Here is a 22,089-nt window from a genome sequence, read left to right as displayed (position 1 = left end):
ATAAATTAAGATGTATGTATAATCTTTTCAAAATTAAAACATTTAATAGACAAAACTGATTGAAAAAGTTATAATAGTATACAAATGCGAGAAAACTTATTTATTTTCCATGTGCTTTTGATGCTTCGAATCAGCGAATTGTATGGAATGGGAGGATGTGAAACATAATAAGGATATTGCATTATTGTTGAAAAAAATTAGGGGAAAAGGTGGTGGTTCAATGATCAAGGAGACGATCCAGGCGGTCGAGGACGCAGAGGCGAAGGCATCGGAACTGGTCGCGCAGGCTTCGGAGGATGCACGCCGCGTTAAGGCGGAGGCGGAGGCAGAAGCGGATCGAATGCTCGCAGATGCACAGAAAAGGGGGAAAGAAGCAGCTGTGAAGCAGGAAGAAGAACTGACTCTCAGAGGGGAGGAGTACGTAAAACAGGCACTGGCAGAAGCCGAGGCGGAGTGTCAGACGCTCAGAGAGACGGCGGACAGACGGAAACCGGAGGTGGTTGACCGGCTCATAGCGGAACTGGTCTAGTGAATGGAGGGATGTAGATATGGCAGTATTGCAGATGCAAAAGCTATGTATCTGTGCCCTGAAGAAGGACCGTAAGTCCCTGATGGAGTTTCTGCAGGCTGCCGGAGTGATGGAGCTCTCTGCGGAGGCGGAGCCGGACGAGGTATTTAAGCGGACGGACACGCTGGAGGATCGGCAGAAGTTTGAGCGAAATGCGGCGACGGCGGATCGCGCATTGGAAGTGCTTGCCGCGGTGGTTCCGGAGGAAACATCGATGCTTGCTGGGCTTGCCGGAAAGCCGCTTGCAAAGGCAGGCGCGTACCGGGAGACGGAGGCGAACGCAGAGGCGCTTTTAGGTCAGGCGGAACGCATTTTGAACCTGCAAAAGCAGATCACGGAGGAAAAGACTGCGGCGCTTAGACTGCTGGCGGAGGCGGAAAGCCTGAAACCGTGGCAGAAGCTGGAGATTCCACTTGCGTATCAGGAGACGAAACGGTGTGCTATCTTAGCTGGCGCGGTCGGCGGAGGCGCTTATACGCAGGAAGAAATTTACGCTTCGGTGGCAAAACAGGAGCCGCAGCTTGAAAAATGGGAGCTGGAGGTTGTCGGAAGCGATGCCGACCAGACCTGCATTGCGGTAATTTGCCTGAAAGAGGACGAGGAGAAGCTGGAGACAGCACTCCGGTCGATTGGATTTGCCCGTCCGGCGCGTCCGGTGGAGGAAGTTCCGGCAGCTTACGCTAAGAAACTCAAAGCGCAGGCGGCAGAGCATGAGGGACGCGCGGCAGCGACGGAAGAAGAACTGAAACAGTGCGCTCCGGCGAGGGAAGATTTGAAATTGTTATCCGACTATTACCGCCTGAGGGCACAGAAGTATGAGGCGCTCGGCGAGATCTTACAGTCGGAAAAAACGTGTATGATCACGGGATTTATCCCGAAGCGCGATGCGAAAGGACTGGAGGAGAAGCTGAATAGCCGGTTTGAACTTGCAGTGGAAAGTTCGGATGTGCCGGAGGATGAGGAAGCACCGGTGCTTCTCTCCAACGGAACCTTCGCGGCGTCGGCGGAGGGCGTGACCGCGTCCTTTGGCTTACCGGCGAAGGGGGAGATGGACCCGACCGGCATCATGGCAGCGTGCTATGTATTTTTGTTTGGTCTGATGCTTTCAGATGCGGCATACGGATTTATTGTATTTTTGATGTGCTTCCTGGCACTTAAGAAATTTCCAAGGATGGAAGAAAACCTGCGGAAATCACTGCGGCTCTTTATGTACTGCGGACTTTCGACCCTGTTCTGGGGCGTCATGTTCGGCGGTTATTTCGGAGATGCGGTGGACATCGTGAGCCGGACGTATTTTGGACATACGGTGACGATACCGGCGCTCTGGTTTGTCCCGCTAAATGACCCGATGAAGCTTTTGGTTTATTCGATGTTATTTGGCGTGATTCACTTATTCCTGGGGCTGGGACTGAAAGGATATATGCTCTTAAAGGATGGCAAGGTTGTGGATTTTATCTGCGACGTGGTACTCTGGTACCTCCTGCTTCTGGGGCTGATCCTGATGCTGCTTCCGACGGAACTGTTTGGTTCCATCGCGCAGATGAATATCGTATTCCCGCCGGTGCTTAATTCGCTGGCAAAGGGAATGGCGATCGTGGGCGCGCTGGGAATTCTGGTGATGTCGGCGCGCGACAAGAAGAATCCGATCCTGCGGCTGGCGCTTGGCGCATATGATTTGTATAATATTACCGGATGGGTGTCGGATGTGCTTTCCTATTCGCGCCTTCTGGCGCTCGGACTGGCAACCGGCGTTATCGCATCGGTTATCAACCAGATGGGAAGTATGGTTGGAAATAATGTATTTGGCGTTATTGTATTTATACTGGTATTCTGCTTCGGACACCTGTTTAACCTGGCGATCAACCTGCTCGGCGCGTATGTGCATACCTGCCGTCTGCAGTACGTCGAGTTTTTCGGAAAGTTCTATGAGGGTGGCGGAAAGGCGTTCCGTCCGTTTAAGCAGATAACAAAATACGTGGAAATCAAGGAGGATTAAATATGAGCGGAATTGTATTTGCATTGTTGGGAGTTGCAGTGGCGGTTATTCTTGCAGGTATGGGTTCAGCCTACGGCGTAGGCGTGGCAGGTCAGGCAGCAGCCGGAGTCGTAACCGAGGATCCGGATAAATTCGCGAAGGTGCTTCTGCTCCAGCTGCTTCCGGGTACCCAGGGTATCTACGGTCTGCTGGTTGGTTTCATCGCTCTTTCTAAGATTGGTCTTCTTGGCGGCGGCGCTGACATGAGCATGTCGATCTCCCAGGGACTCTTATATCTGGCAGCATGCCTTCCGATCGGCGTGGTTGGCCTGGTATCGGCGAGACATCAGGGAAGAACGTCGGTTGCTTCCATCGGTATCGTAGCGAAGAAACCGGAACAGTTTGGTAAAGCGATGCTGTTCCCGGCGATGGTTGAGACCTATGCGATTCTGGCACTTCTGGTTTCGATTCTGGCAATCAATGCACTGTAATCTGGCACGGCGGAAAGAATCAAAATCAGTTAAGGAGTGAAGCGTATGAATGGATTAGATAAGATTATTGCTCAGATCCTTGACGATGCAAAGCAGGAATCGCTTGCGATTCAGGAAAAAGCAGCCGGTGAAGCGGAGACGACCCTTGCGGCAGCCGGTGAAAAGGTAAAAAAGCTGGAGGAAGAGCAGGCGAAATCGGCGGCGCAGCGTGAAAAAAGCTATGAGGAACGGCTTCGTTCTTCGGCGGCGCTAAAGAAGCGCCAGGCGATCCTTGCGGCAAAGCAGGCGATCATCGAGGAAATGCTTGCGGCGGCACACAGGGAGCTGCTGGCAAAGCCGGATGAGGCGTATTTTGCATGGATGGAGCAGCTTCTTTCCCGGTTCGTGACGGATCGGGCAGGAGAAATCTATGTTTCAAAACGTGATTTAGAGCGGATGCCGGATGATTTTCCGGCAAAGATAGAGAAGGCGGCGCAGGAAAAAGGCGGAAGCCTGGTACTGAAAAAAGAACCGAGGGAGATCGACGGGGGCTTTGTTCTGGTGTACGGCGGCGTCGAGGAAAATTGTTCTGCCGGGGCGTTGTTTGCGTCGCAGCGGGATGAGCTGGCGGACAAGGTACATGCGATGCTGTTTGGATAACGGCGGGAGAAGGTAAGGAGGGCTTATATGTCTGATACAAAATATGCCTACGCGGTCGCCCGGATCCGGGCACTGGAAAATGGGCTTTTTTCCTCCGCACAGATTGAACAGCTGCTGTCCGTAAAAAGCTACGAGGGGGCGCTGCGTTTCCTGACCGAACACGGCTGGGGGGATGCAGATACACCGCTCAGCGCGGAGGCGATCCTGACCCGGGAGAAGACGAAAACCTGGGAGACGGTCCGCGACCTTTTGAAGGGCGACGACGCGATCCTGGCAGTGCTTTCCTACGGGGATCTCTACCACAATTTAAAGGCGGCGATCAAGGATGCGGCGGCGCCGGGCAGCCACGGCAATGTCTATTTTGACGACTGCGAGGTGGACGGCGTGCGGATGGCGAAGATCGTGGCGGAGAAGGACTGGCAGGCGCTTCCGGCACATATGCGGGAGGCGGCGAAGGAAGCCAGCGAGACATTTCTGCACACGAGCGACGGGCAGCTCTGCGATATCATCGTTGACCGGGCGGCGCTCGCAGCTATCTATGAGTGCGGAAAGAATGCGTCCGACGCGATCATCCGCGATTATGCCGAGACGACGGTCGCGGTGGCGGATATCAAGATAGCGGTGCGATCCCAGAAGACAGGAAAACATCTGGATTTTATGCGGCGCGCGATGACACCGTGCGATAGCTTGAATATCGAGCGCCTGTCACAGGCAGCTCTTGGCGGCGCCGGCGCGATCTGCGAGTATCTGGAAGGAACCCGCTATGCGGGCGGCGCGCAGGCATTAAAGGAATCGCCGTCGGCGTTTGAGCGGTGGTGTGACAATCAGTTGATCGAGACGATCAAGCCGCAGAAATACAACCCGTTTACGGCGGGACCGCTGGTTGCCTATGTGCTGGCGAAGGAAAATGAGATTAAAACGGTCCGTATCATCCTGACCGCCCGTCTGAACGGTCTTGAGGAGGAACAGATTCGAGAAAGGATAAGGGAGATGTATGTATAAGGTTGCAGTAGTCGGAGATTACGACAGCATCTACGGATTTGCGGCGCTGGGACTGGAGACATTTCCGGTGTCCGATGTAAAAGAGACGGAGAAAGTATTTCTGGAACTGGCTTCTGGTTCCTACGCGGTGATCTATATCACCGAGGCGGCGGCTGCCGGGATTGAGACAGCCATCGACCGCTACCGGGAACAGCCGCTTCCGTCCGTGATCCTGATTCCGGGGATTTCCGGGAATACGGGAAAAGGCGTGGAGTCGGTCAAGCATTCGGTGGAACAGGCAGTTGGATCGGATATTCTGTTTGGAGATGCATGATAGAAAGGTGGGTGAAACCTTCCAATGAGCAAAGGAACGATAAAGAAGGTAGCAGGACCGCTGGTTATCGCCAGCGGGATGCGGGATGCCAATATGTTTGACGTCGTCCGCGTTAGCGACGAACGTCTGATTGGCGAGATCATAGAGATTCACGGAGATGAAGCGTCGATTCAGGTATATGAGGAGACTTCCGGTTTAGGACCTGGCGAGCCGGTAGAGTCGATGGATGTGCCGCTTTCGGTTGAACTGGGACCGGGACTCCTGACGAGTATCTACGATGGAATCCAGCGGCCGCTGGACGATATCATGAAGGAGACGGGCAGCAACAACTTAAAGCGCGGCGTTGAGGTTCCGTCTTTAAAGCGTGATAAGAAATGGCAGTTTGTGCCGACCGTGAAAGCGGGCGACAGCGTGGAAGCAGGCGACATCATCGGTACCGTGCAGGAGACGCTGATCATTGAGCATAAGATTATGGTGCCGTATGGTGTAAAAGGTACCGTCAAAGAGATCAAGAGCGGTGAATTTACGGTGGAGGAAACTGTAGCGGTCATTGAGACGGAAAACGGCGAAAAAGAGCTTACAATGATGCAGAAATGGCCGGTTCGGCGCGGACGTCCGTACCAGACGAAGCTGCCGCCGGTAAAACCGCTGATCACCGGACAGCGTGTCGTTGACGCATTCTTCCCGATCGCCAAGGGCGGCGTGGCAGCCGTGCCGGGACCGTTCGGAAGCGGCAAGACCGTCATCCAGCACCAGCTGGCGAAATGGGCGGAAGCGGACATTGTTGTTTACATCGGCTGCGGTGAGCGCGGCAACGAGATGACGGATGTTTTAAATGAGTTTCCGGAGTTAAAGGATCCAAAGACCGGGCACTCCCTGATGCAGCGGACCGTGCTGATTGCCAATACTTCGGATATGCCGGTAGCAGCCCGCGAGGCATCGATTTACACGGGTATCACGATCGCAGAGTATTTCCGCGACATGGGCTATTCGGTGGCACTGATGGCGGATTCCACCTCCCGATGGGCGGAGGCGCTGCGAGAGATGTCGGGACGTCTGGAAGAGATGCCGGGCGAGGAAGGTTATCCGGCCTACTTAGGAAGCCGTCTGGCACAGTTCTATGAGCGTGCCGGTCATGTTATCTGCCTTGGCAGGGACGGACGCGAGGGCGCCCTGTCCGCAATCGGAGCCGTATCCCCGCCAGGCGGCGATATTTCCGAGCCGGTTTCCCAGGCGACGCTGCGTATCGTCAAGGTATTCTGGGGACTCGATTCAGCGCTGGCATACAAGCGCCATTTCCCGGCGATCAACTGGCTGACCAGCTATTCCCTGTATGTGGACAATCTGGGAAAATGGTTTGATGAGAATGTATCGGATGAGTGGATGAGCTGCCGCCAGGGTCTTATGAGCCTTCTGCAGGAAGAGGCAGAGCTGGAGGAGATCGTAAAGATGGTCGGCATGGATGCATTGTCCCCGATCGACCGCCTGAAAATGGAAGCGGCGCGCTCGATCCGTGAGGATTTCCTGCATCAGAACTCCTTCCATGAGATTGACACGTATACACCATTGCAGAAACAGTTCCGCATGATGAAGCTGGTGCTGGCGTTCTATGAGCAGTCGAAGAAAGCGCTGGAAGGCGGCGCTTCCATCCAGAATCTCATCAAGATGCCGGTGCGCGAGCAGATCGGACGTTTTAAATATACGAAAGCAGAAGACGTGGAGAAAGAGTATCAGGCGGTCCTCGATGAACTTGCGAAAGAGGTTGCCGATGCGGCTGGAAAGGGGGCATTCTAAATGCCGAAAGAATATAGAACCATACAGGAGGTTGCAGGTCCTCTGATGCTGGTGCAGGGCGTGGAAAATGTTACCTATGACGAGTTGGGTGAGATCGAGCTGGCGAGCGGCGAAAAGAGACGCTGCAAGGTGCTGGAGATCGACGGCGGCAATGCGCTGGTACAGCTTTTTGAGAGTTCCACGGGTATCAACCTTTCAAATAGTAAGGTGCGTTTTTTAGGCAGAACGATGGAACTTGGCGTATCGGAGGATATGCTGGGACGCGTCTTTGACGGTCTGGGCAATCCAATCGACGGCGGTCCGGAGATCCTGCCGGAGGAACGCCGCGATATCAATGGTCTGCCGATGAACCCGGCGGCGAGAAGCTATCCGCAGGAGTTTATCCAGACGGGTGTTTCCGCGATCGATGGTCTGAATACACTGGTTCGCGGTCAGAAATTGCCGATTTTCTCGGCGTCCGGTCTGCCGCATGCGAATCTGGCAGCCCAGATTGCGAGACAGGCGAAGGTGCGCGGCACGGACGAACCGTTTGCCGTTGTCTTCGCGGCGATGGGTATCACCTTTGAGGAAGCGCATTTCTTTACCGAGAGCTTTAAGGAGACGGGCGCGATCGACCGTACAGTCCTGTTTATCAACCTGGCAAACGATCCGGCGGTTGAGCGTATCGCGACCCCGCGTATGGCGCTGACGGCTGCCGAGTATCTGGCATTTGAGAAAAATATGCACGTTCTCGTTATCCTGACGGATATCACAAACTACGCGGATGCGCTGCGAGAGATTTCGGCTGCCCGCAAGGAAGTTCCGGGACGTCGTGGTTATCCGGGTTATATGTACACGGATCTTGCATCCCTGTATGAGAGAGCCGGACGCCAGAGAGGCAAGAATGGTTCGATCACGATGATTCCGATCTTAACCATGCCGGAGGATGACAAGACGCACCCGATTCCGGACTTAACCGGATATATTACCGAGGGACAGATTATCTTAAGCCGTGATCTGTACCGCAAGGGCATCACACCGCCGATTGACGTACTTCCGTCGCTGTCCCGTCTGAAAGATAAGGGAATTGGCGAGGGCAAGACGCGTGCCGACCATTCGAACACCTTAAACCAGCTCTTTGCGGCGTATGCGCGCGGCAAGGAAGCAAAGGAACTCATGGTGATCCTGGGCGAGGCGGCATTGTCCGATGTTGACTTAATCTATGCAAAATTTGCGGACGCCTTTGAAAAAGAATATGTTTCCCAGGGCTACAATACGGACCGCGATATCGAGGAGACGCTGCGGATTGGCTGGAAACTGCTTTCCATCCTGCCGAGAAGCGAGCTGAAACGTATCGATGAGAAGTATCTGGATCTGTATTATGGGAAAGAGTAAAAATGCCTGTGCATGGCGGATGCGCTTGAAAACGAAAGTGGCGTGTCATAACGCGGCTGCGGGAGCTGGCGGATCTGTCGTGACAAAGTGATTGCAGGAGAGAGGTGGTACGCATGGCATCGACACAGGTCAACCCGACCCGAATGGAGCTTACGAGGCTGAAAAAGAAGCTGGCGACAGCCACGCGGGGACATAAACTGCTGAAGGATAAGCGGGATGAGCTGATGCGCCAGTTCCTGGATCTGGTCCGGGAAAATATGGCGCTGCGCCAGAAAGTGGAGGCGGGCATCCGGAGTGCGAATGTGAATTTCGTCATCGCTAAAGCCGGGATGTCCGAGCAGGCGTTAAATACCGCGCTTGCCGCGCCGAAACAGGCGGTTTATCTGGAAGCAGACAAGAAAAACGTAATGAGCGTCGATATTCCGGTGTTCCATTATAAGACCCGGACGGCGGATGAGAACGATATTTACTCGTATGGATTTGCGTTTACTTCGAGCGATCTGGACGGGGCAGTCAAGTCGCTGGCGGACATTCTGCCGGATATGCTGCGGCTGTCCGAGACAGAGAAAGCCTGCCAGCTCATGGCTGCCGAGATCGAGAAAACGCGCCGGAGAGTCAATGCGCTGGAACACGTAATTATTCCGGAGGCGCGCAAAAATATCAAATATATTACGATGAAGCTGGATGAAAATGAGAGAAGCACGCAGATCCGCCTGATGAAGGTAAAGGATATGATGCTGGAGGAGAAGCATCATTATAAGGAGAAGCGGGAGCTTTGTTCGTGATGATGAAAATGCCTCTTCTGGCGGCTTTAGGGCTGTCAGGGGAGGCTTTTTGCACATAGTTGTGAAAATGACGGGACGAGCCCACGAGGTTCGAACCGCCCTTTCGATATACCTTTGTTCGCTTGCTTTCACTACAGATGTTCGCCCATGACGGACTGCGTCCGTCCTGTTCGGACACCTGTGTTCAAGATGCGTACAAAGATATATGAAAGGCGGTTCGGACCTCGCGGGCTCGTCCCTGTGTATTGGAAAAATAAAAGAGACAGAAAAAAGTAAAGTATTTATTGGAAATATTTGGTAGAATAGGAGGAAATGAGGGGAGGAATTTTGCATGGCAAAGCAGGTACAGAGGGCGATCGGCTGGGTGGCAGCATTTCTTTTGGCGGTGGGGATGTTGTTCCTGCCGGTTTCGAAGGCGTATGCGGGTCCGGTATCGGGCGGCAGTCCTGGAAGTGGAGAGATGAGAGGTGTCTGGGTTTCGTATCTGGACTGGAATGGATGGGCGAAGGATGAGGCTGGATATAAGAAAGCGATGGATCAGACACTGGACCTCTGTGTACAGAAGGGGTTAAATGCGGTTTTCCTACAGGTTCGCCCGGATGGAGATGCGATGTATCCGTCACAGTATTTCCCGTGGTCGAAATTTGCCTCTGGAAAACAGGGAAAGAATCCGGGGTATGATCCGCTGGCATATGCGGTGCAGGCGGCGCATCAGCGGGGCTTGCAGCTTCATGCGTGGATCAATCCGTACCGGATCACGGGGTATCTGAACCGTTATTCGGATCTGTGTGCGTCAAATCCGGCGATCGCGTGGGCGAAGGACGGGGACAGTTCGAATGACCGGTGGGTATTGTGCCAGAATGGTGAGTATTATTACAATCCGGCGATTCCGCAGGTGCGCCAGCTGATTATTGACGGTGTGAAAGAGATCGTGACGAATTATGAGGTGGACGGCATCCATTTTGATGATTATTTCTATCCGAATCTCGATGACAGCAAGGCGGAAACATGGTTTGATTATCCAGAGTACCAGGCGGGCGGCACATCGCTGAGTGTGGCGGCGTGGAGACGGAATAATGTCAATGAGCTGGTAAGGGGCGTTTATAGTGCGGTCAAGTCGATCCGTCCGCAGGCATTGTTCGGTATCAGCCCGGAGGGATATTTACAGAACCTCCGAAAAGATACCCGCCAGTTTACAGATGTGGATGCGTGGATGACCCAGAGCGGCTATGTGGATTACCTGATGCCGCAGATTTACTGGGGATTTGAGGCGAAGCAGAACGGCCAGGCAGCGGGCTATGCGTTTGCAAACTGCCTGAATGAGTGGGTGACGCTGAAAAAGAAGGGCAATGTGAAGCTGTATGTCGGTCTGGCGCTCTATAAGACCGGAACAGATGCAGTGGACGGCAACGAGGTGCCGGAGTGGCAGCGGTATTATGATATCATGAAGCGCGAGGTGCAGGCTGGACGGGCAACCGGACAGGTGAGCGGTTACTGCTTCTATGATTTATCGTCCCTGACGCGTGCGGCGGCAGCGGAGGAAGTGGCGAATGTGACGGCGCTGTTCCATTAAGTGCTCCCAGATAGTTACTGTTCACGCATACGTGCCCAGTAACGGAATTTGCCGTGGCTTCGCATTTAAATACGGCAAATTCCTGCTGCCACCACGTTTTCTTACGGCACTTTCGGTTCCCAAAGTGCCTACCCGTGAACGGTAACCATGATACCTTGTTGGGGAAATGGAAACCCCTGTGGATGATTGCAACCACAGGGGTTCTGTGCTATACTGGACATACGATTGCAGTAAAAATGTTGTTGTTTACATAATGTTCAGATGGCAGCAAATATACGGACGAGGAGAGGGAAGATGAAAAAAACAGCACTTGTCATTATGGCAGCCGGAATCGGAAGCCGTTTTGGCGGAGGGATCAAACAGCTGGAGCCGGTGGGTCCGAATGGGGAGATCATTATGGATTACTCTATCCATGACGCGCTGGAAGCTGGATTTGACCGGATTATCTTTGTGATCCGTCATGATTTGGAGGAGGACTTCAAAGAAGTGATCGGGAACCGGATTGAGAAGATTGCGCCGGTGACATACGCATTCCAGGAGCTTTCGGATGTACCGGAGGGATTCAGTGTCCCGGCAGACCGGAAAAAACCGTGGGGAACTGGACAGGCGATTTTGAGCATTCGCGGACTGGTCGAAGAGCCATTTCTGGTGATCAATGCGGATGATTATTATGGAAAAGAAGTGTTCCGAAAGATTCATACATACATGGTGGAACAGATGGACGTGAACGCACCGGTGTATGATATCTGCATGGGCGGCTTTATTCTGGCAAATACGCTCAGCGAGAACGGCGGCGTGACACGCGGCGTCTGTGAGGTGGGCGAGGGAGAGATTTTAAAACGCGTAACCGAAACCTACAATATCCAGAAGACAGCGGACGGCATGACGGCGACGGACAAAGAGGGGAATCCGGTTTCGGTTCAGGAGAACCAGCATGTATCGATGAATATGTGGGGACTCACACCGGGCTTTGTGGAGGAGCTGGAAAAAGGATTTCCAGAGTTTCTTGCGGGGCTGAAAGAGGGCGACGTGAAGTCGGAGTACCTGCTTCCGACGATTATCGATCAGATGATCCACGACGGGCGCGCAAGGGTGAAACTTCTGGAGACGCACGACTGCTGGTTTGGTGTGACCTACCGTGAGGATAAGGAGAGCGTGACGGAGTCGATCCGGGCGCTGATCCGTGAGGGCGTGTACCCGGAAAAACTGTTTTGATAATTTGAGGAACAGTTGATTCGGCTGTGCAGAGGATAACGTGAAAAACGGTACGTGAGAATAACATGATACGCATAAATCCTGCATAGGATACCATGTAAGCCTTGAATTAAGGGGGAATGGCAGTCCGATGCAGGATTTTGCATATTTTAAGAGTCTTTATCCGGCTGCATGTAAGCAGATGCAGCTTTGCGTGGAAGCGGTCTGTGATGAGCTGGAGTATGAGGGGAGTCCCATCTATGATGAATATCCGGATCGGATCTTTCTGGAAAAACTGACAAAACGGGCACTGGAAAAATGGCAGAAGGTTTATCCGGCTGGAACGGAAAGGACGGATACACTGACGACCTATATAAAGGCGGCGGACGTGGGCACCGTATCCACAGAAGAAGGAACGGCGATGGTGGAAAATTCCCTGAAAATAGATTCTCCTGGTGGAGAAAGAGAAGAGAATCTGGCGGGAACCAGCATACAGCCGCATCTTCCTGGAAATGATGTATGGTATGGACCACTTCGGGGCGAACAGAAGGGCGGAAACGCTGGATATATGGTGTGGGAGGCGGATGAGCCGAATCTGACCGCGCAGGAGCGCCGTCCATGGAGTCCGCCGCCGGGACCGCGCCCGGGAGGACCGGGAAATCCGTGGGGACCGCCGCCTCCGCCGCCGGGACCGCGCCCGGGAGGACCAGGAAATCCGTGGGGACCGCCGCCCCCGCCGCCGGGACCGCGCCCGGGAGGACCGGGAAATCCGTGGGGACCGCCGCCCCCGCCGCCGGGACCGCGCCCGGGAGGACCGGGAAATCCGTGGGGACCGCCGCCTCCGCCGCCGGGACCGCGTCCGGGGAGACCGGGGAATCCGTGGGGAGCGCCGCTTCAGGATTTTCTTCAGGTTTTATTAATGAATGAGCTGCAGGAGCGAAGACGGTGTCGGAAGTGCTGAAATGGCAATTTTCAGGTGTGAATTTTCTGAATTAAAATGCGGTAACATCCAGGTGTGACAACGAATTTTACCGATTTGGAAAAAGAACAATCGGGTTACTGGGCACGTATGCGTGAACAGTAACACAATTGGAGTTCTTACAAATCATAGAAATTCTGGAATTTGGAGCCTGCTTGTGTTATACTGAAACAAAGGCTGCCGCCGGGACAGATGGGTGCCTGCGGCAGTTTTTGGCGTGCATGACAAAACGGAAACAGTTCGGCGGGTAGATTTTCCTGTACCTGTGAAGATACGGAACTGGTATGGTGGAGCGATAAAAGGAATTGATTTGATATATGAAGAAAAACTTGAAAAAGATACTGATTTTACTGATCTTATTTGTGCTGGCAGCAGCCGGTTATTTTACCTGGTCCTGGATGCAGCTGCGGGAGGATGGGGCAGTCTATACCTCGATTGAGGACGCGAACCTTCCAGTCGCTTATGTGAATATTCTGGGACGGCGGATGAACGAGCTGGACGGTTTCGTGGAGGACAGCCAGAAAGCGGCTGGACGCGGGGATCTGACGCTGCTTCCGGCAGACCGGAAACTGTCGGTGACGATCGACAAGCTGGACTCCCAGATTACGGGGATGCAGTATGAGATCCGCAGTCTGGACGGCGAACGTCTGGTAGAACGGACAACGCTTGACCACTGGGAACAGTCAGGGGAAGAGGTTTCTGCGGAGCTTCCGATCCAGAACCTTCTGACGGAGGAAAGCGAATACCGCTTAACGATTGCGATCGCGACGGAAAAGCACCCGGCGATCTATTTTTACACGCGCGTGATGTGGCAGCAGGAGAGCCGTGTGCAGGAGATGGTCGATCTGGCGGTGTCCTTTTCTGAAAAGACGTTTGATTATGATTCAGCGAGGGAGCTGACGACCTATCTGGAGACGGATCCGAATGCGGATAACAGTTCGTTGGGACATGTGACGTTAAAAAGCGATTTCAGCCAGCTGACCTGGAAAGGGCTTTCGATGGAGCGGGTCAGCGAACCGGAAATTCATCTGCGGGAGCTGCAGGGCATCATTGGGACGATCGATTTAAAGTATGTTGTAAGTGAGATGAAGGATGGCAAGGCGGCTGCTTATTACGATGTGATCGAGAGCTTCACGATGAAGCTGGGCGCACAGCGCATCTACATGATGAATTATGACCGCCGCGCGGACCAGATTTTTACGGGGGAGAGCAGCGCCTATTCTGGCGACCGGATTCAGCTGGGGGTTTCGGATGCGGAGGATCTGCAGTCGATGCAGGATGAAGCGGGGAAATACCGTGCCTTTGTGGCAAACCGGGCGCTCTGGATTTATGATACAGGAAAAAAAGAGAGCACAAAGGTATTTGCGTTCCGCAAGAGCGAGAATGATACGAGGGTCAATTATGATACCTACGGAATCAAGATTCTGGATGTGAGCGAGGCAGGCCAGATTGATTTTGCCGTGTACGGCTATATGAGCCGCGGTAACCACGAGGGAACGACGGGAATCGCGCTATACCGCTATGAGACTGCGGGAAATGCCCTGACAGAGCGGCTGTATCTGCCGGCATCGACCGATTACGGCAACCTGCGCCAGGATATCAACCAGCTGTGCTACTTAAGCGGCGGGCAGACGCTGTATGTGCTGATGAACCATGCGGTTTACAGTGTCGATCTGACGGGAAAAGAGTACATGGTGGTGGCAGATGGCCTGACGGAGGAAAATTTTGCAGTCAGCACGGATGCCTCTCGGATTGCGTGGCAGGATGGGGCGGATATTTACCGTTCGACCAAGCTGCATGTCATGAATCTGGAGACAGGCAAGAAGGATGAGATTTCCTTCCCGGATCAGACCGTGATCCGGCTGATCGGATTTGTCGGAACCGACTTAGTCTACGGGCTTGCCCATCCGAACGAGCAGCTTACGATGGATGGACGCGTGACGGGGCTTCCGCTGTATGCGGTCGAGATCGTCGGCAGCAATATGGAGATGGAGACCCGCTATGAGAAGCCGGGTGTCAGCCTGGTGGATGTGCGGATTCAGGACAGCCGGGTTCATCTGTCACGGATGCGCCAGATAGGAAGCGGCTATCAGCCGATGGACGAGGACACGCTGGTCTGTAATGAGGAAGTGTCGAAAGATCCACTGGATGGAATCGCTACGTTAAATGACAGTGCAAAGGGGCGTCTCTACTGCGTCAAGCTGGATGCAGGCAAGACGGCACGGAGCACGAAGGTGCATGTTCCGAAGCAGGTGGCAGCAGAAGAAAATGATGTGATTGTGCTTCAGAACAATGGCGCGGCTGCACAGCGGATTTACAGTGCCTACAGCGAGGGACGCTTGAAAGGCTCATATGCGGAATTTTCCAGCGCGGTGCAGGCAGCTTACGATGGCATGGGACTCGTAACGGATGAAAATGACCGGGTTGTCTGGGTGAGAGCAAACCGGAGCGACGCGAAGACGATCCGCGACGTTCAGAATATGGCGGGAACCGTCAGCCGCTATCTGTCGGATATGGCGGACGGAAAGACGACCTCTTCGGATGGCACAGAGTTAATCGACGCACGCGGGCTGACGCTGAACCAGATTCTCTACTTTGTCTACGCGGGCATGCCGGTGGTGGCATATCTGGGAGACGGAAGCTATGGTCTGATCTGTGGATACGACGCGTACAACATCTCCTGTCTCTGGTATCCGGGCACGGAATTTGCCTACACGGATAAGATGGGACTCAACGATGCAGCGGCATTTTTCGAGGGAAACGGAGGCAATGATTTCATTTGTTTCCTTTCCAATTAAGGGAAAAACGGAAATTACTGTTCACGGGTAGGCACTTTTGGAACCGAAAGTGCCGTAAGAAAACGTGGTGGCAGCAGGAATTTACCGTATTAAAATACGAAGCCACGGCAAATTCCATTACTGGGCACATATGCGTGAACAGTAATAAACGGAAAGCCAGTGCTTTACAAATTGAGATGTTATGATATAATCATGTAGATAACGTGATATAAATTTAAGAAAATATTAAAGATTTGAGGCGCCGTCTGGCGCGTGTAAGTATCGTAAGATAATAGATTTTGAGGTGCAGAATGGAACAATTTATTATGAAGGGCGGAAATCCGCTGGTAGGCGAAGTGACTATCAGCGGAGCGAAGAATGCGGCGCTGGGAATCTTGGCGGCATCGATTCTGACTGACGAGGATGTTTTAATAGAAAATCTGCCGGACGTGCGTGATATCAACGTGTTTCTGGAGGCTGTTTCGGAGATTGGCGCGATGGTAGACCGGATTGACCGGCACACTGTCCGCATCAATGCGAAGGGGATTCATGCGATCCATGTGGATGACGAGTACATCCGCCGGATCCGAGCTTCCTACTATTTTATTGGCGCCCTGCTTGGCAAGTACAAAAGCGCACAGGTTCCGCTTCCGGGCGGATGCAACATCGGCAGCCGTCCGATCGACCAGCATTTAAAGGGCTTCCGTGCCCTCGGTGCGAAGGTGCAGGTGGAAAATGGCGCGGTGCTCGCACATGCGATTGATTTAGTTGGTACCCATATTTATCTGGATATGGTGTCGGTCGGCGCGACGATCAATATCATGATGGCAGCGACGCTGGCAGAGGGCGAGACGATCATCGAGAATCCGGCGAAAGAACCGCATGTCGTCGATGTGGCGAACTTCTTAAACAGCATGGGAGCCAATGTCAAGGGTGCCGGAACCGACGTGATCCGCATCCGCGGCGTCCACAAGCTGCATGGAACCGAATATTCGATCATCCCGGACCAGATCGAGGCAGGTACATTTATGTGTGCGGCAGCGATCACCCGCGGCGACGTGATGGTACAGAATGTCATTCCGAAGCATCTGGAAGCAATTTCTGCGAAGCTTATCGAGATGGGCTGTGAGGTGACGGAGTTTGATGAGGCGGTTCGTGTTGTGGGACGCCCGAGTCATGTGCATACCGATATCAAGACACTTCCGTATCCGGGATTTCCGACTGATATGCAGCCGCAGATCACTGTGACACTGGCACTGGCAGAGGGAACCAGTGTAGTGACTGAGAGTATTTTTGAAAACCGTTTTAAATATGTGGACGAACTTGCCCGCATGGGTGGACGCATCAAGGTAGAGGGCAATACCGCGATCATTACCGGCGTGAAGAAGCTGACCGGAGCACAGGTGGAGGCACCAGATCTGCGCGCAGGCGCTGCCCTGGTCATTGCGGGGCTGGCAGCGGAAGGATATACGACTGTCGATGAGATCGGTTATATCCAGAGAGGCTATGAGCATTTTGAGAAGAAGCTGCAGGGACTTGGCGCGGTGATCGAGAAAGTCGATTCTGAGAAAGAGGCGCAGAAGTTCAGACTCAAAGTGGGCTGATAAAAAAGAATGCGGTGTCACATATTGCTTGACAGACACCGCGGAGTATGTTATCGTACTGTTGAAACTTTTAACAATTAAAAAGTTCGTATATATCCCTTATTCAGAGTGATGGAGATACAAAGGATCTATGAAGTCACGGCAACCCCGTTACATGGGACTGAAAATTGGTCTCAGCAGGGAACGGAAGGTGCCAGCCTGAGCGAGGAACCGGGAGATCGGTTTATCGAGCAATAAGAGGATTTGATCGAGATAATCAAGTCCGTGTTGCTGCGGACTTTTTTTATGTCTTACGACAAACTTATCAAAGGAGGAAATATGGAGAGATTACTTTTTACATCTGAATCAGTAACCGAAGGACATCCGGATAAAATGTGTGATCAGATTTCCGATGCGATTCTGGACGCGCTCTTAGAGCAGGATCCGATGAGCCGTGTGGCTTGTGAGACGGCGACGACAACCGGTCTGGTTATGGTTATGGGCGAGATCACAACGAAAGGCTATGTGGATATCCAGAAGGTAGTCCGCAATACCGTCCGTGAGATCGGTTATGACCGTGCGAAATACGGTTTTGACTGTGATACCTGCGGCGTGATCGTGGCACTGGACGAGCAGTCCCCGGATATCGCGATGGGAGTTGATAAAGCGCTGGAAGCAAAAGAGAACAAGATGACCGACGAGGAGCTGGAGGCAATCGGTGCCGGCGATCAGGGTATGATGTTTGGTTATGCGACCAACGAAACGGATGAATATATGCCATATCCGATTTATCTGGCACACAAACTGGCACGCCAGCTGACCAAGGTCCGCAAAGACGGAACCCTGCGCTACCTGCGCCCGGACGGCAAGACACAGGTAACCGTAGAGTACGATGAGAACGGCAAACCATCCCGTCTGGATGCAGTGGTTCTTTCCACCCAGCATGACGAGGAAGTAACCCAGGAGCAGATCCATAAGGATATTAAAAAATATGTATTTGACGAGATTCTGCCGGCAGAGATGGTTGATGAGAATACAAAATTCTTTATCAATCCGACCGGACGTTTCGTTATCGGCGGTCCGCATGGAGACAGCGGTCTGACCGGACGTAAGATCATTGTGGACACCTACGGCGGCATGGCGCGTCACGGCGGCGGCGCATTCTCCGGAAAAGACTGCACAAAAGTGGATCGTTCTGCTGCATACGCAGCCCGCTATGTTGCGAAAAACATCGTAGCAGCTGGACTGGCAGACAGATGTGAGATTCAGCTTTCCTATGCGATCGGTGTTGCACAGCCGACCTCCATCATGGTAGATACATTCGGAACCAGCAAGTTGCGTGAGGATCAGCTGGTTGAGATGATCCGCAAGCACTTTGACCTGCGTCCGGCTGGCATCATCAAGATGCTTGACCTGCGCCGCCCGATCTACAAACAGACGGCTGCATACGGACATTTCGGCCGCGACGATCTGGATCTTCCGTGGGAGAAGCTGGATAAGGTGGATGAATTAAAGGCGTATCTGTAAGAGTAGGAAACGCTGCTGGGATATCTGCCCGTAAAAAATCATAAGATCAGAACGAGGGGGCTGCCGCTTTTGCGGCAGTCTCTTTTATTATACAAAAAGGCACATGCTTTTTTATTTATAATACTTTTAGAGACGTAATCTGCAAAATATGATACACTATTTGTGGAAGATATCAGGAGCAAAAGCGCAGAAGTCCGACGCAGTTTTGCGGGAGGATTTTTGTAGGGGCAATCTGGTATCAGACCGGGCAATGACTGGAGGAAATAGGATGAAGATACGCACACGTCTGGCGATTGCTTTTGTGACGATTACGGTCGTTCCGATTGTGCTCATATTTGTGGCGGCGTTCGGACTCGTAAACTATCAGGAGCATCTGTTTCAGAAAACATACGGGCTGTCGGAGCAGATCGATCTGCTCTCCGGCAATCAGACACAGGTGTTTAACCGGCTGACGCAGGGAATCCAGGAGGAGATCCGCGAGGCAGTCGGGGAAAATACAGATTTATTTGAAGAACCGGCTTATTTGAACAAGGTCAATGAAGAACTGCGCGATAAATATTCGTATCTGGTCATCCGCAAGGGCAAGAACATCACATTCTGCGGAAGCGAGGATGGACGCGAGCTCTGCGAACGGCTGGCGCCGTACGGTGATCAGGGAAGTATGGCAGGCAGTATTTACATGGATGGCGAGGAACAGCATCTGGTCAAACAGATCGATTTCCGGTTTTCAGATGATTCACAGGGCAGTGTGTTCATCGTGACGAACGTCGGGGATTATGTGCCGGAGATCAAGGCGCTGCTCGGAGAGATGCTGCTTCTCGGCGTGCTGATCATCAGTTTTATGGGCGGTCTGCTGATCATGTGGATCTACCGTTCTCTGCTGCGTCCGCTGCACAAGCTGCAGGAGGCGACCAAGCAGATCCGGGATGGAAATCTGGACTTTACGCTCGATGTGGATGATGAAGATGAGATCGGAATGCTCTGCCAGGATTTTGAGGAGATGCGTCTGCGTCTCAAGGAATCGCAGGAAGAAAAACTCCAGTACGACAAGGAGAGCAAAGAGCTGATCAGCAATATTTCCCATGATCTGAAGACTCCGATCACGGCGATCAAGGGGTATGTGGAAGGCATTCAGGATGGCGTGGCTTCTTCACCTGAGAAATTGAATAAATATATTCGGACGATTTATAATAAAGCAAACGATATGGATCGACTGATTGACGAGCTGACGTTCTATTCGAAGATTGATACGAACAAGATTCCGTACAACTTTTCAAAGATCAATGTGGCGGAATATTTTGGTGATTGTGTTGAGGAAGTTGGTCTGGATATGGAGACGCGCGGCATCGAGCTGGGATATTTCAACTATGTGGACGAGGATGTGGTCGTGATCGCGGACGCGGAGCAGATGAAGCGAGTGATCAACAACATTATCGGAAATTCGCTCAAATATCTGGACAAGAAAAAGGGTATTTTAAATATCCGCATCAAGGATGACGGCGATTTTATCCAGGTCATCATCGAGGACAACGGAAAGGGAATCGCGGCGAAAGATCTGCCGTATATTTTCGACCGTTTCTACCGGACGGACTCGTCGAGAAATTCGTCCAAGGGTGGCAGCGGCATCGGGCTTTCGATCGTAAAGAAGATTATCGAAGATCACGGCGGACGCATCTGGGCGACCAGCAAGGAAGGCATCGGAACGGAGATCCATTTCGTTTTGCGCAAGTATGTCGGGGCATAGTGGCAAGTATGTCGGGGCATAGTGATTTGAAGTTTGGTCGTTTAAATAAAAACAGCAGGAGGAATTCACAGATGAGCAGAATATTAATCGTAGAAGACGAGGAGAGTATTGCAGAGCTGGAAAAAGACTATCTGGAGCTTTCTGGTTTTGAGGTTGAGATAGAAAATAATGGAGAAACGGGACTGAAACGCGGCATGGAGGAAGATTTTGACCTTCTGATTCTTGATCTGATGCTGCCAGGGGTCGATGGCTTCGAGATCTGCAAGAAGATCCGGGAAGTAAAAAACACACCGATCATCATGGTATCTGCGAAAAAGGACGATATTGACAAGATCCGCGGTCTGGGACTGGGCGCGGACGATTATATCACGAAACCATTCAGTCCGAGCGAGATGGTGGCGCGTGTCAAGGCGCATCTGGCGCGTTATGAGCGCCTGATCGGCAGCGGTATGCCGGAAAACGAGATCATCGAGATCCGGGGACTCAAGATTGATAAGACTGCCCGCCGCGTTTACATCAACGGCGAGGAGAAGAACTTCACGACGAAGGAATTTGACCTGCTGACCTTTTTAGCACAGAACCCGAACCATGTATTTACCAAGGAAGAACTCTTCCGCGAGATCTGGGATATGGAGTCGTTGGGAGATATCGCGACGGTTACCGTGCATATTAAGAAGATCCGTGAGAAGATCGAGTTCAACACGGCGAAACCGCAGTATATTGAGACGATATGGGGCGTTGGATACCGGTTTAAAGTCTGATGACTGGATAAGCCACATAAAAACGACCCTTGGGAAACGCAAACAGGAGCGCTTTCCAAGGGCCGTTTTATATTTCATAGGAAATTGCGTCCTATGAAATATAAAATGCTCCGCGAGGATGCGCACTCGCGCGAAGCAGAAACATGTCGCAAGCGACCGCGCGAGACGCCCGAATGTGCCAAGGCACATTCGTTTTTATTCCAACAGGATTTGGTTTGCCCGCTTCAGATCGTTTTCGTCCGGGATACGGATGCCGGACAGGGAATAGGGAATGCCAAGCGTTTCCCATTTATAGATGCCGAGCGTGTGGTAGGGGAGAATTTCTACCTTTTCCACATTTGAAAGTGTGTCCAGAAATGCACGGATTCCATGCAGGTTGGCTGGATCATCGGTAATGCCGGGGACTAAAACATGCCGGACCCACATGGGCTTATGAATCTGGTCTAAAAACCGGGCAAAGGAAAGAATGGATTCGTTGGAGTGCCCAGTCAGAAGACGATGTTTTTCTGGATCGATGTGTTTCAGATCCAGAATAACAAGATCGGTGTGCTCTAAAAGCGTGGTCAGGCGGGAAAAGAAAGGTTCGGCGGTGGTAAATGGCTGTCCCGCGGTGTCCAGTGTGGTGTGAATGTGCTGTTCTTTGGCAAGCTGGAAAAATTCACACAAAAAGTCAGCTTGAAGGAGCGGTTCTCCGCCGCTGACGGTGATGCCGCCGCCCCCGCGCCAGTAACTCCGGTAGCGGAGTGCCTGGCGAAGAAGTGCTTCCGGGGTGATTTCCTGCGAACCGGTGTGTTTAGATGGACAAGAAACACCTTCGGAAAGAGCGGATGCGCCGGAAGTGCGGGTGGAGGCGTCCGGGAGGGAAAGTCCCTTTGGCAGTACCCATGTATCCGGATTGTGGCAGTAGCGGCAGCGCATGAGACAGCCCTGCATGAATACCACGAAGCGGACACCGGGACCGTCTACGGAGCTGAAGGTATCGATGGAATGAATATAACCGGTATGCATCG

At 52.7% G+C, this 22,089-nt stretch carries 18 protein-coding genes and 1 riboswitch; of the genes, 17 read left to right on the top strand and 1 reads right to left on the bottom strand.

Going from position 1 to position 22,089, the window contains the following annotated elements; genetic code table 11:
* Positions 1–187 precede the first annotated feature (187 nt).
* From DWZ76_RS01650 to DWZ76_RS01570, 17 genes are all read left to right on the top strand, one after another.
* Positions 188–529, top strand: a complete 342-nt coding sequence (locus DWZ76_RS01650) for a hypothetical protein (RefSeq protein ID WP_146143917.1) — start codon at positions 188–190, stop codon at positions 527–529.
* A 19-nt stretch (positions 530–548) separates the two neighbouring features.
* The gene (locus tag DWZ76_RS01645; RefSeq protein WP_118471570.1) at positions 549–2,564 is read left to right on the top strand and encodes a V-type ATP synthase subunit I; all 2,016 of its coding nucleotides are present in this window, start codon (positions 549–551) and stop codon (positions 2,562–2,564) included.
* A gap of 2 nt (positions 2,565–2,566) precedes the next feature.
* Positions 2,567–3,034 carry a V-type ATP synthase subunit K gene (locus tag DWZ76_RS01640; RefSeq protein ID WP_022358667.1) on the top strand — a complete coding sequence of 156 codons (468 nt, stop codon included), beginning with the start codon at positions 2,567–2,569 and terminating at the stop codon, positions 3,032–3,034.
* A 45-nt stretch (positions 3,035–3,079) separates the two neighbouring features.
* On the top strand, positions 3,080–3,673 hold the full coding sequence (locus DWZ76_RS01635) for a V-type ATP synthase subunit E (RefSeq protein WP_107000828.1): 594 nt from the start codon (positions 3,080–3,082) through the stop codon (positions 3,671–3,673).
* Between the two features lie 27 nt (positions 3,674–3,700).
* Positions 3,701–4,675 carry a V-type ATPase subunit gene (locus DWZ76_RS01630; RefSeq protein WP_118471568.1) on the top strand — a complete coding sequence of 325 codons (975 nt, stop codon included), beginning with the start codon at positions 3,701–3,703 and terminating at the stop codon, positions 4,673–4,675.
* The gene (locus DWZ76_RS01625; RefSeq protein WP_022358664.1) at positions 4,668–4,988 is read left to right on the top strand and encodes a V-type ATP synthase subunit F; all 321 of its coding nucleotides are present in this window, start codon (positions 4,668–4,670) and stop codon (positions 4,986–4,988) included. Before DWZ76_RS01630 ends, DWZ76_RS01625 begins: the two co-directional genes overlap by 8 nt.
* 24 nt (positions 4,989–5,012) lie before the next feature.
* Complete coding sequence (locus DWZ76_RS01620) at positions 5,013–6,782, top strand: V-type ATP synthase subunit A (RefSeq protein ID WP_107000825.1); 1,770 nt, start codon at positions 5,013–5,015, stop codon at positions 6,780–6,782.
* A complete protein-coding gene (locus DWZ76_RS01615) occupies positions 6,783–8,156 on the top strand; it encodes a V-type ATP synthase subunit B (RefSeq protein WP_022358662.1) in 1,374 nt (457 codons plus the stop codon).
* Between the two features lie 113 nt (positions 8,157–8,269).
* A complete protein-coding gene (locus tag DWZ76_RS01610; protein ID WP_022358661.1) occupies positions 8,270–8,941 on the top strand; it encodes a V-type ATP synthase subunit D in 672 nt (223 codons plus the stop codon).
* Positions 8,942–9,272: 331 nt separating this feature from the next.
* A complete protein-coding gene (locus DWZ76_RS01605; protein ID WP_118471566.1) occupies positions 9,273–10,514 on the top strand; it encodes a family 10 glycosylhydrolase in 1,242 nt (413 codons plus the stop codon).
* Positions 10,515–10,808: 294 nt separating this feature from the next.
* Positions 10,809–11,729 (top strand): NTP transferase domain-containing protein, encoded by a 921-nt coding sequence (locus DWZ76_RS01600; RefSeq protein WP_022358659.1) that lies wholly within the window; start codon positions 10,809–10,811, stop codon positions 11,727–11,729.
* 130 nt (positions 11,730–11,859) lie between these two features.
* Complete coding sequence (locus DWZ76_RS14985; RefSeq protein WP_182431248.1) at positions 11,860–12,669, top strand: hypothetical protein; 810 nt, start codon at positions 11,860–11,862, stop codon at positions 12,667–12,669.
* Positions 12,670–13,004: 335 nt separating this feature from the next.
* Positions 13,005–15,485 carry a hypothetical protein gene (locus DWZ76_RS01590; protein ID WP_118471564.1) on the top strand — a complete coding sequence of 827 codons (2,481 nt, stop codon included), beginning with the start codon at positions 13,005–13,007 and terminating at the stop codon, positions 15,483–15,485.
* 290 nt (positions 15,486–15,775) lie between these two features.
* Positions 15,776–17,068 (top strand): UDP-N-acetylglucosamine 1-carboxyvinyltransferase, encoded by a 1,293-nt coding sequence (locus DWZ76_RS01585; protein ID WP_022359474.1) that lies wholly within the window; start codon positions 15,776–15,778, stop codon positions 17,066–17,068.
* A gap of 96 nt (positions 17,069–17,164) precedes the next feature.
* Positions 17,165–17,308, top strand: a riboswitch (SAM riboswitch).
* 78 nt (positions 17,309–17,386) lie between these two features.
* Positions 17,387–18,574: a methionine adenosyltransferase gene (gene metK / locus DWZ76_RS01580; protein WP_022359473.1), complete on the top strand. Its 1,188-nt coding sequence runs from the start codon at positions 17,387–17,389 to the stop codon at positions 18,572–18,574.
* Positions 18,575–18,842: 268 nt separating this feature from the next.
* On the top strand, positions 18,843–20,318 hold the full coding sequence (locus tag DWZ76_RS01575) for a HAMP domain-containing sensor histidine kinase (RefSeq protein WP_117796521.1): 1,476 nt from the start codon (positions 18,843–18,845) through the stop codon (positions 20,316–20,318).
* Between the two features lie 71 nt (positions 20,319–20,389).
* Positions 20,390–21,079 (top strand): response regulator transcription factor, encoded by a 690-nt coding sequence (locus tag DWZ76_RS01570; RefSeq protein WP_022359471.1) that lies wholly within the window; start codon positions 20,390–20,392, stop codon positions 21,077–21,079.
* A 195-nt stretch (positions 21,080–21,274) separates the two neighbouring features.
* Here the strand turns inward: DWZ76_RS01570 and DWZ76_RS01565 are convergent, their stop codons facing one another.
* The gene (locus DWZ76_RS01565) at positions 21,275–22,087 is read right to left on the bottom strand and encodes a radical SAM protein (RefSeq protein WP_118471562.1); all 813 of its coding nucleotides are present in this window, start codon (positions 22,085–22,087) and stop codon (positions 21,275–21,277) included.
* Positions 22,088–22,089 lie beyond the last annotated feature (2 nt).

It is taken from the genome of Clostridium sp. AF35-15 (assembly GCF_003477745.1).
Classification (GTDB): Bacteria; Bacillota; Clostridia; order Lachnospirales; family Lachnospiraceae; genus Otoolea; species Otoolea fessa.
Note: the sequence above shows the minus strand (reverse complement) of the source record. Positions and strands in the feature narration are given on the sequence as shown.

Coding starts and splice junctions, on each gene's coding strand:
- DWZ76_RS01645 (WP_118471570.1), top strand. CDS start 549: ATGGCAGTATTGCAGATGCAAAAGCTATGTATCTGTGCCCTGAAGAAG.
- DWZ76_RS01640 (WP_022358667.1), top strand. CDS start 2,567: ATGAGCGGAATTGTATTTGCATTGTTGGGAGTTGCAGTGGCGGTTATT.
- DWZ76_RS01635 (WP_107000828.1), top strand. CDS start 3,080: ATGAATGGATTAGATAAGATTATTGCTCAGATCCTTGACGATGCAAAG.
- DWZ76_RS01630 (WP_118471568.1), top strand. CDS start 3,701: ATGTCTGATACAAAATATGCCTACGCGGTCGCCCGGATCCGGGCACTG.
- DWZ76_RS01625 (WP_022358664.1), top strand. CDS start 4,668: ATGTATAAGGTTGCAGTAGTCGGAGATTACGACAGCATCTACGGATTT.
- DWZ76_RS01620 (WP_107000825.1), top strand. CDS start 5,013: ATGAGCAAAGGAACGATAAAGAAGGTAGCAGGACCGCTGGTTATCGCC.
- DWZ76_RS01615 (WP_022358662.1), top strand. CDS start 6,783: ATGCCGAAAGAATATAGAACCATACAGGAGGTTGCAGGTCCTCTGATG.
- DWZ76_RS01610 (WP_022358661.1), top strand. CDS start 8,270: ATGGCATCGACACAGGTCAACCCGACCCGAATGGAGCTTACGAGGCTG.
- DWZ76_RS01605 (WP_118471566.1), top strand. CDS start 9,273: ATGGCAAAGCAGGTACAGAGGGCGATCGGCTGGGTGGCAGCATTTCTT.
- DWZ76_RS01600 (WP_022358659.1), top strand. CDS start 10,809: ATGAAAAAAACAGCACTTGTCATTATGGCAGCCGGAATCGGAAGCCGT.
- DWZ76_RS14985 (WP_182431248.1), top strand. CDS start 11,860: ATGCAGGATTTTGCATATTTTAAGAGTCTTTATCCGGCTGCATGTAAG.
- DWZ76_RS01590 (WP_118471564.1), top strand. CDS start 13,005: ATGAAGAAAAACTTGAAAAAGATACTGATTTTACTGATCTTATTTGTG.
- DWZ76_RS01585 (WP_022359474.1), top strand. CDS start 15,776: ATGGAACAATTTATTATGAAGGGCGGAAATCCGCTGGTAGGCGAAGTG.
- metK (WP_022359473.1), top strand. CDS start 17,387: ATGGAGAGATTACTTTTTACATCTGAATCAGTAACCGAAGGACATCCG.
- DWZ76_RS01575 (WP_117796521.1), top strand. CDS start 18,843: ATGAAGATACGCACACGTCTGGCGATTGCTTTTGTGACGATTACGGTC.
- DWZ76_RS01570 (WP_022359471.1), top strand. CDS start 20,390: ATGAGCAGAATATTAATCGTAGAAGACGAGGAGAGTATTGCAGAGCTG.
- DWZ76_RS01565 (WP_118471562.1), bottom strand. CDS start 22,087: ATGCATACCGGTTATATTCATTCCATCGATACCTTCAGCTCCGTAGAC.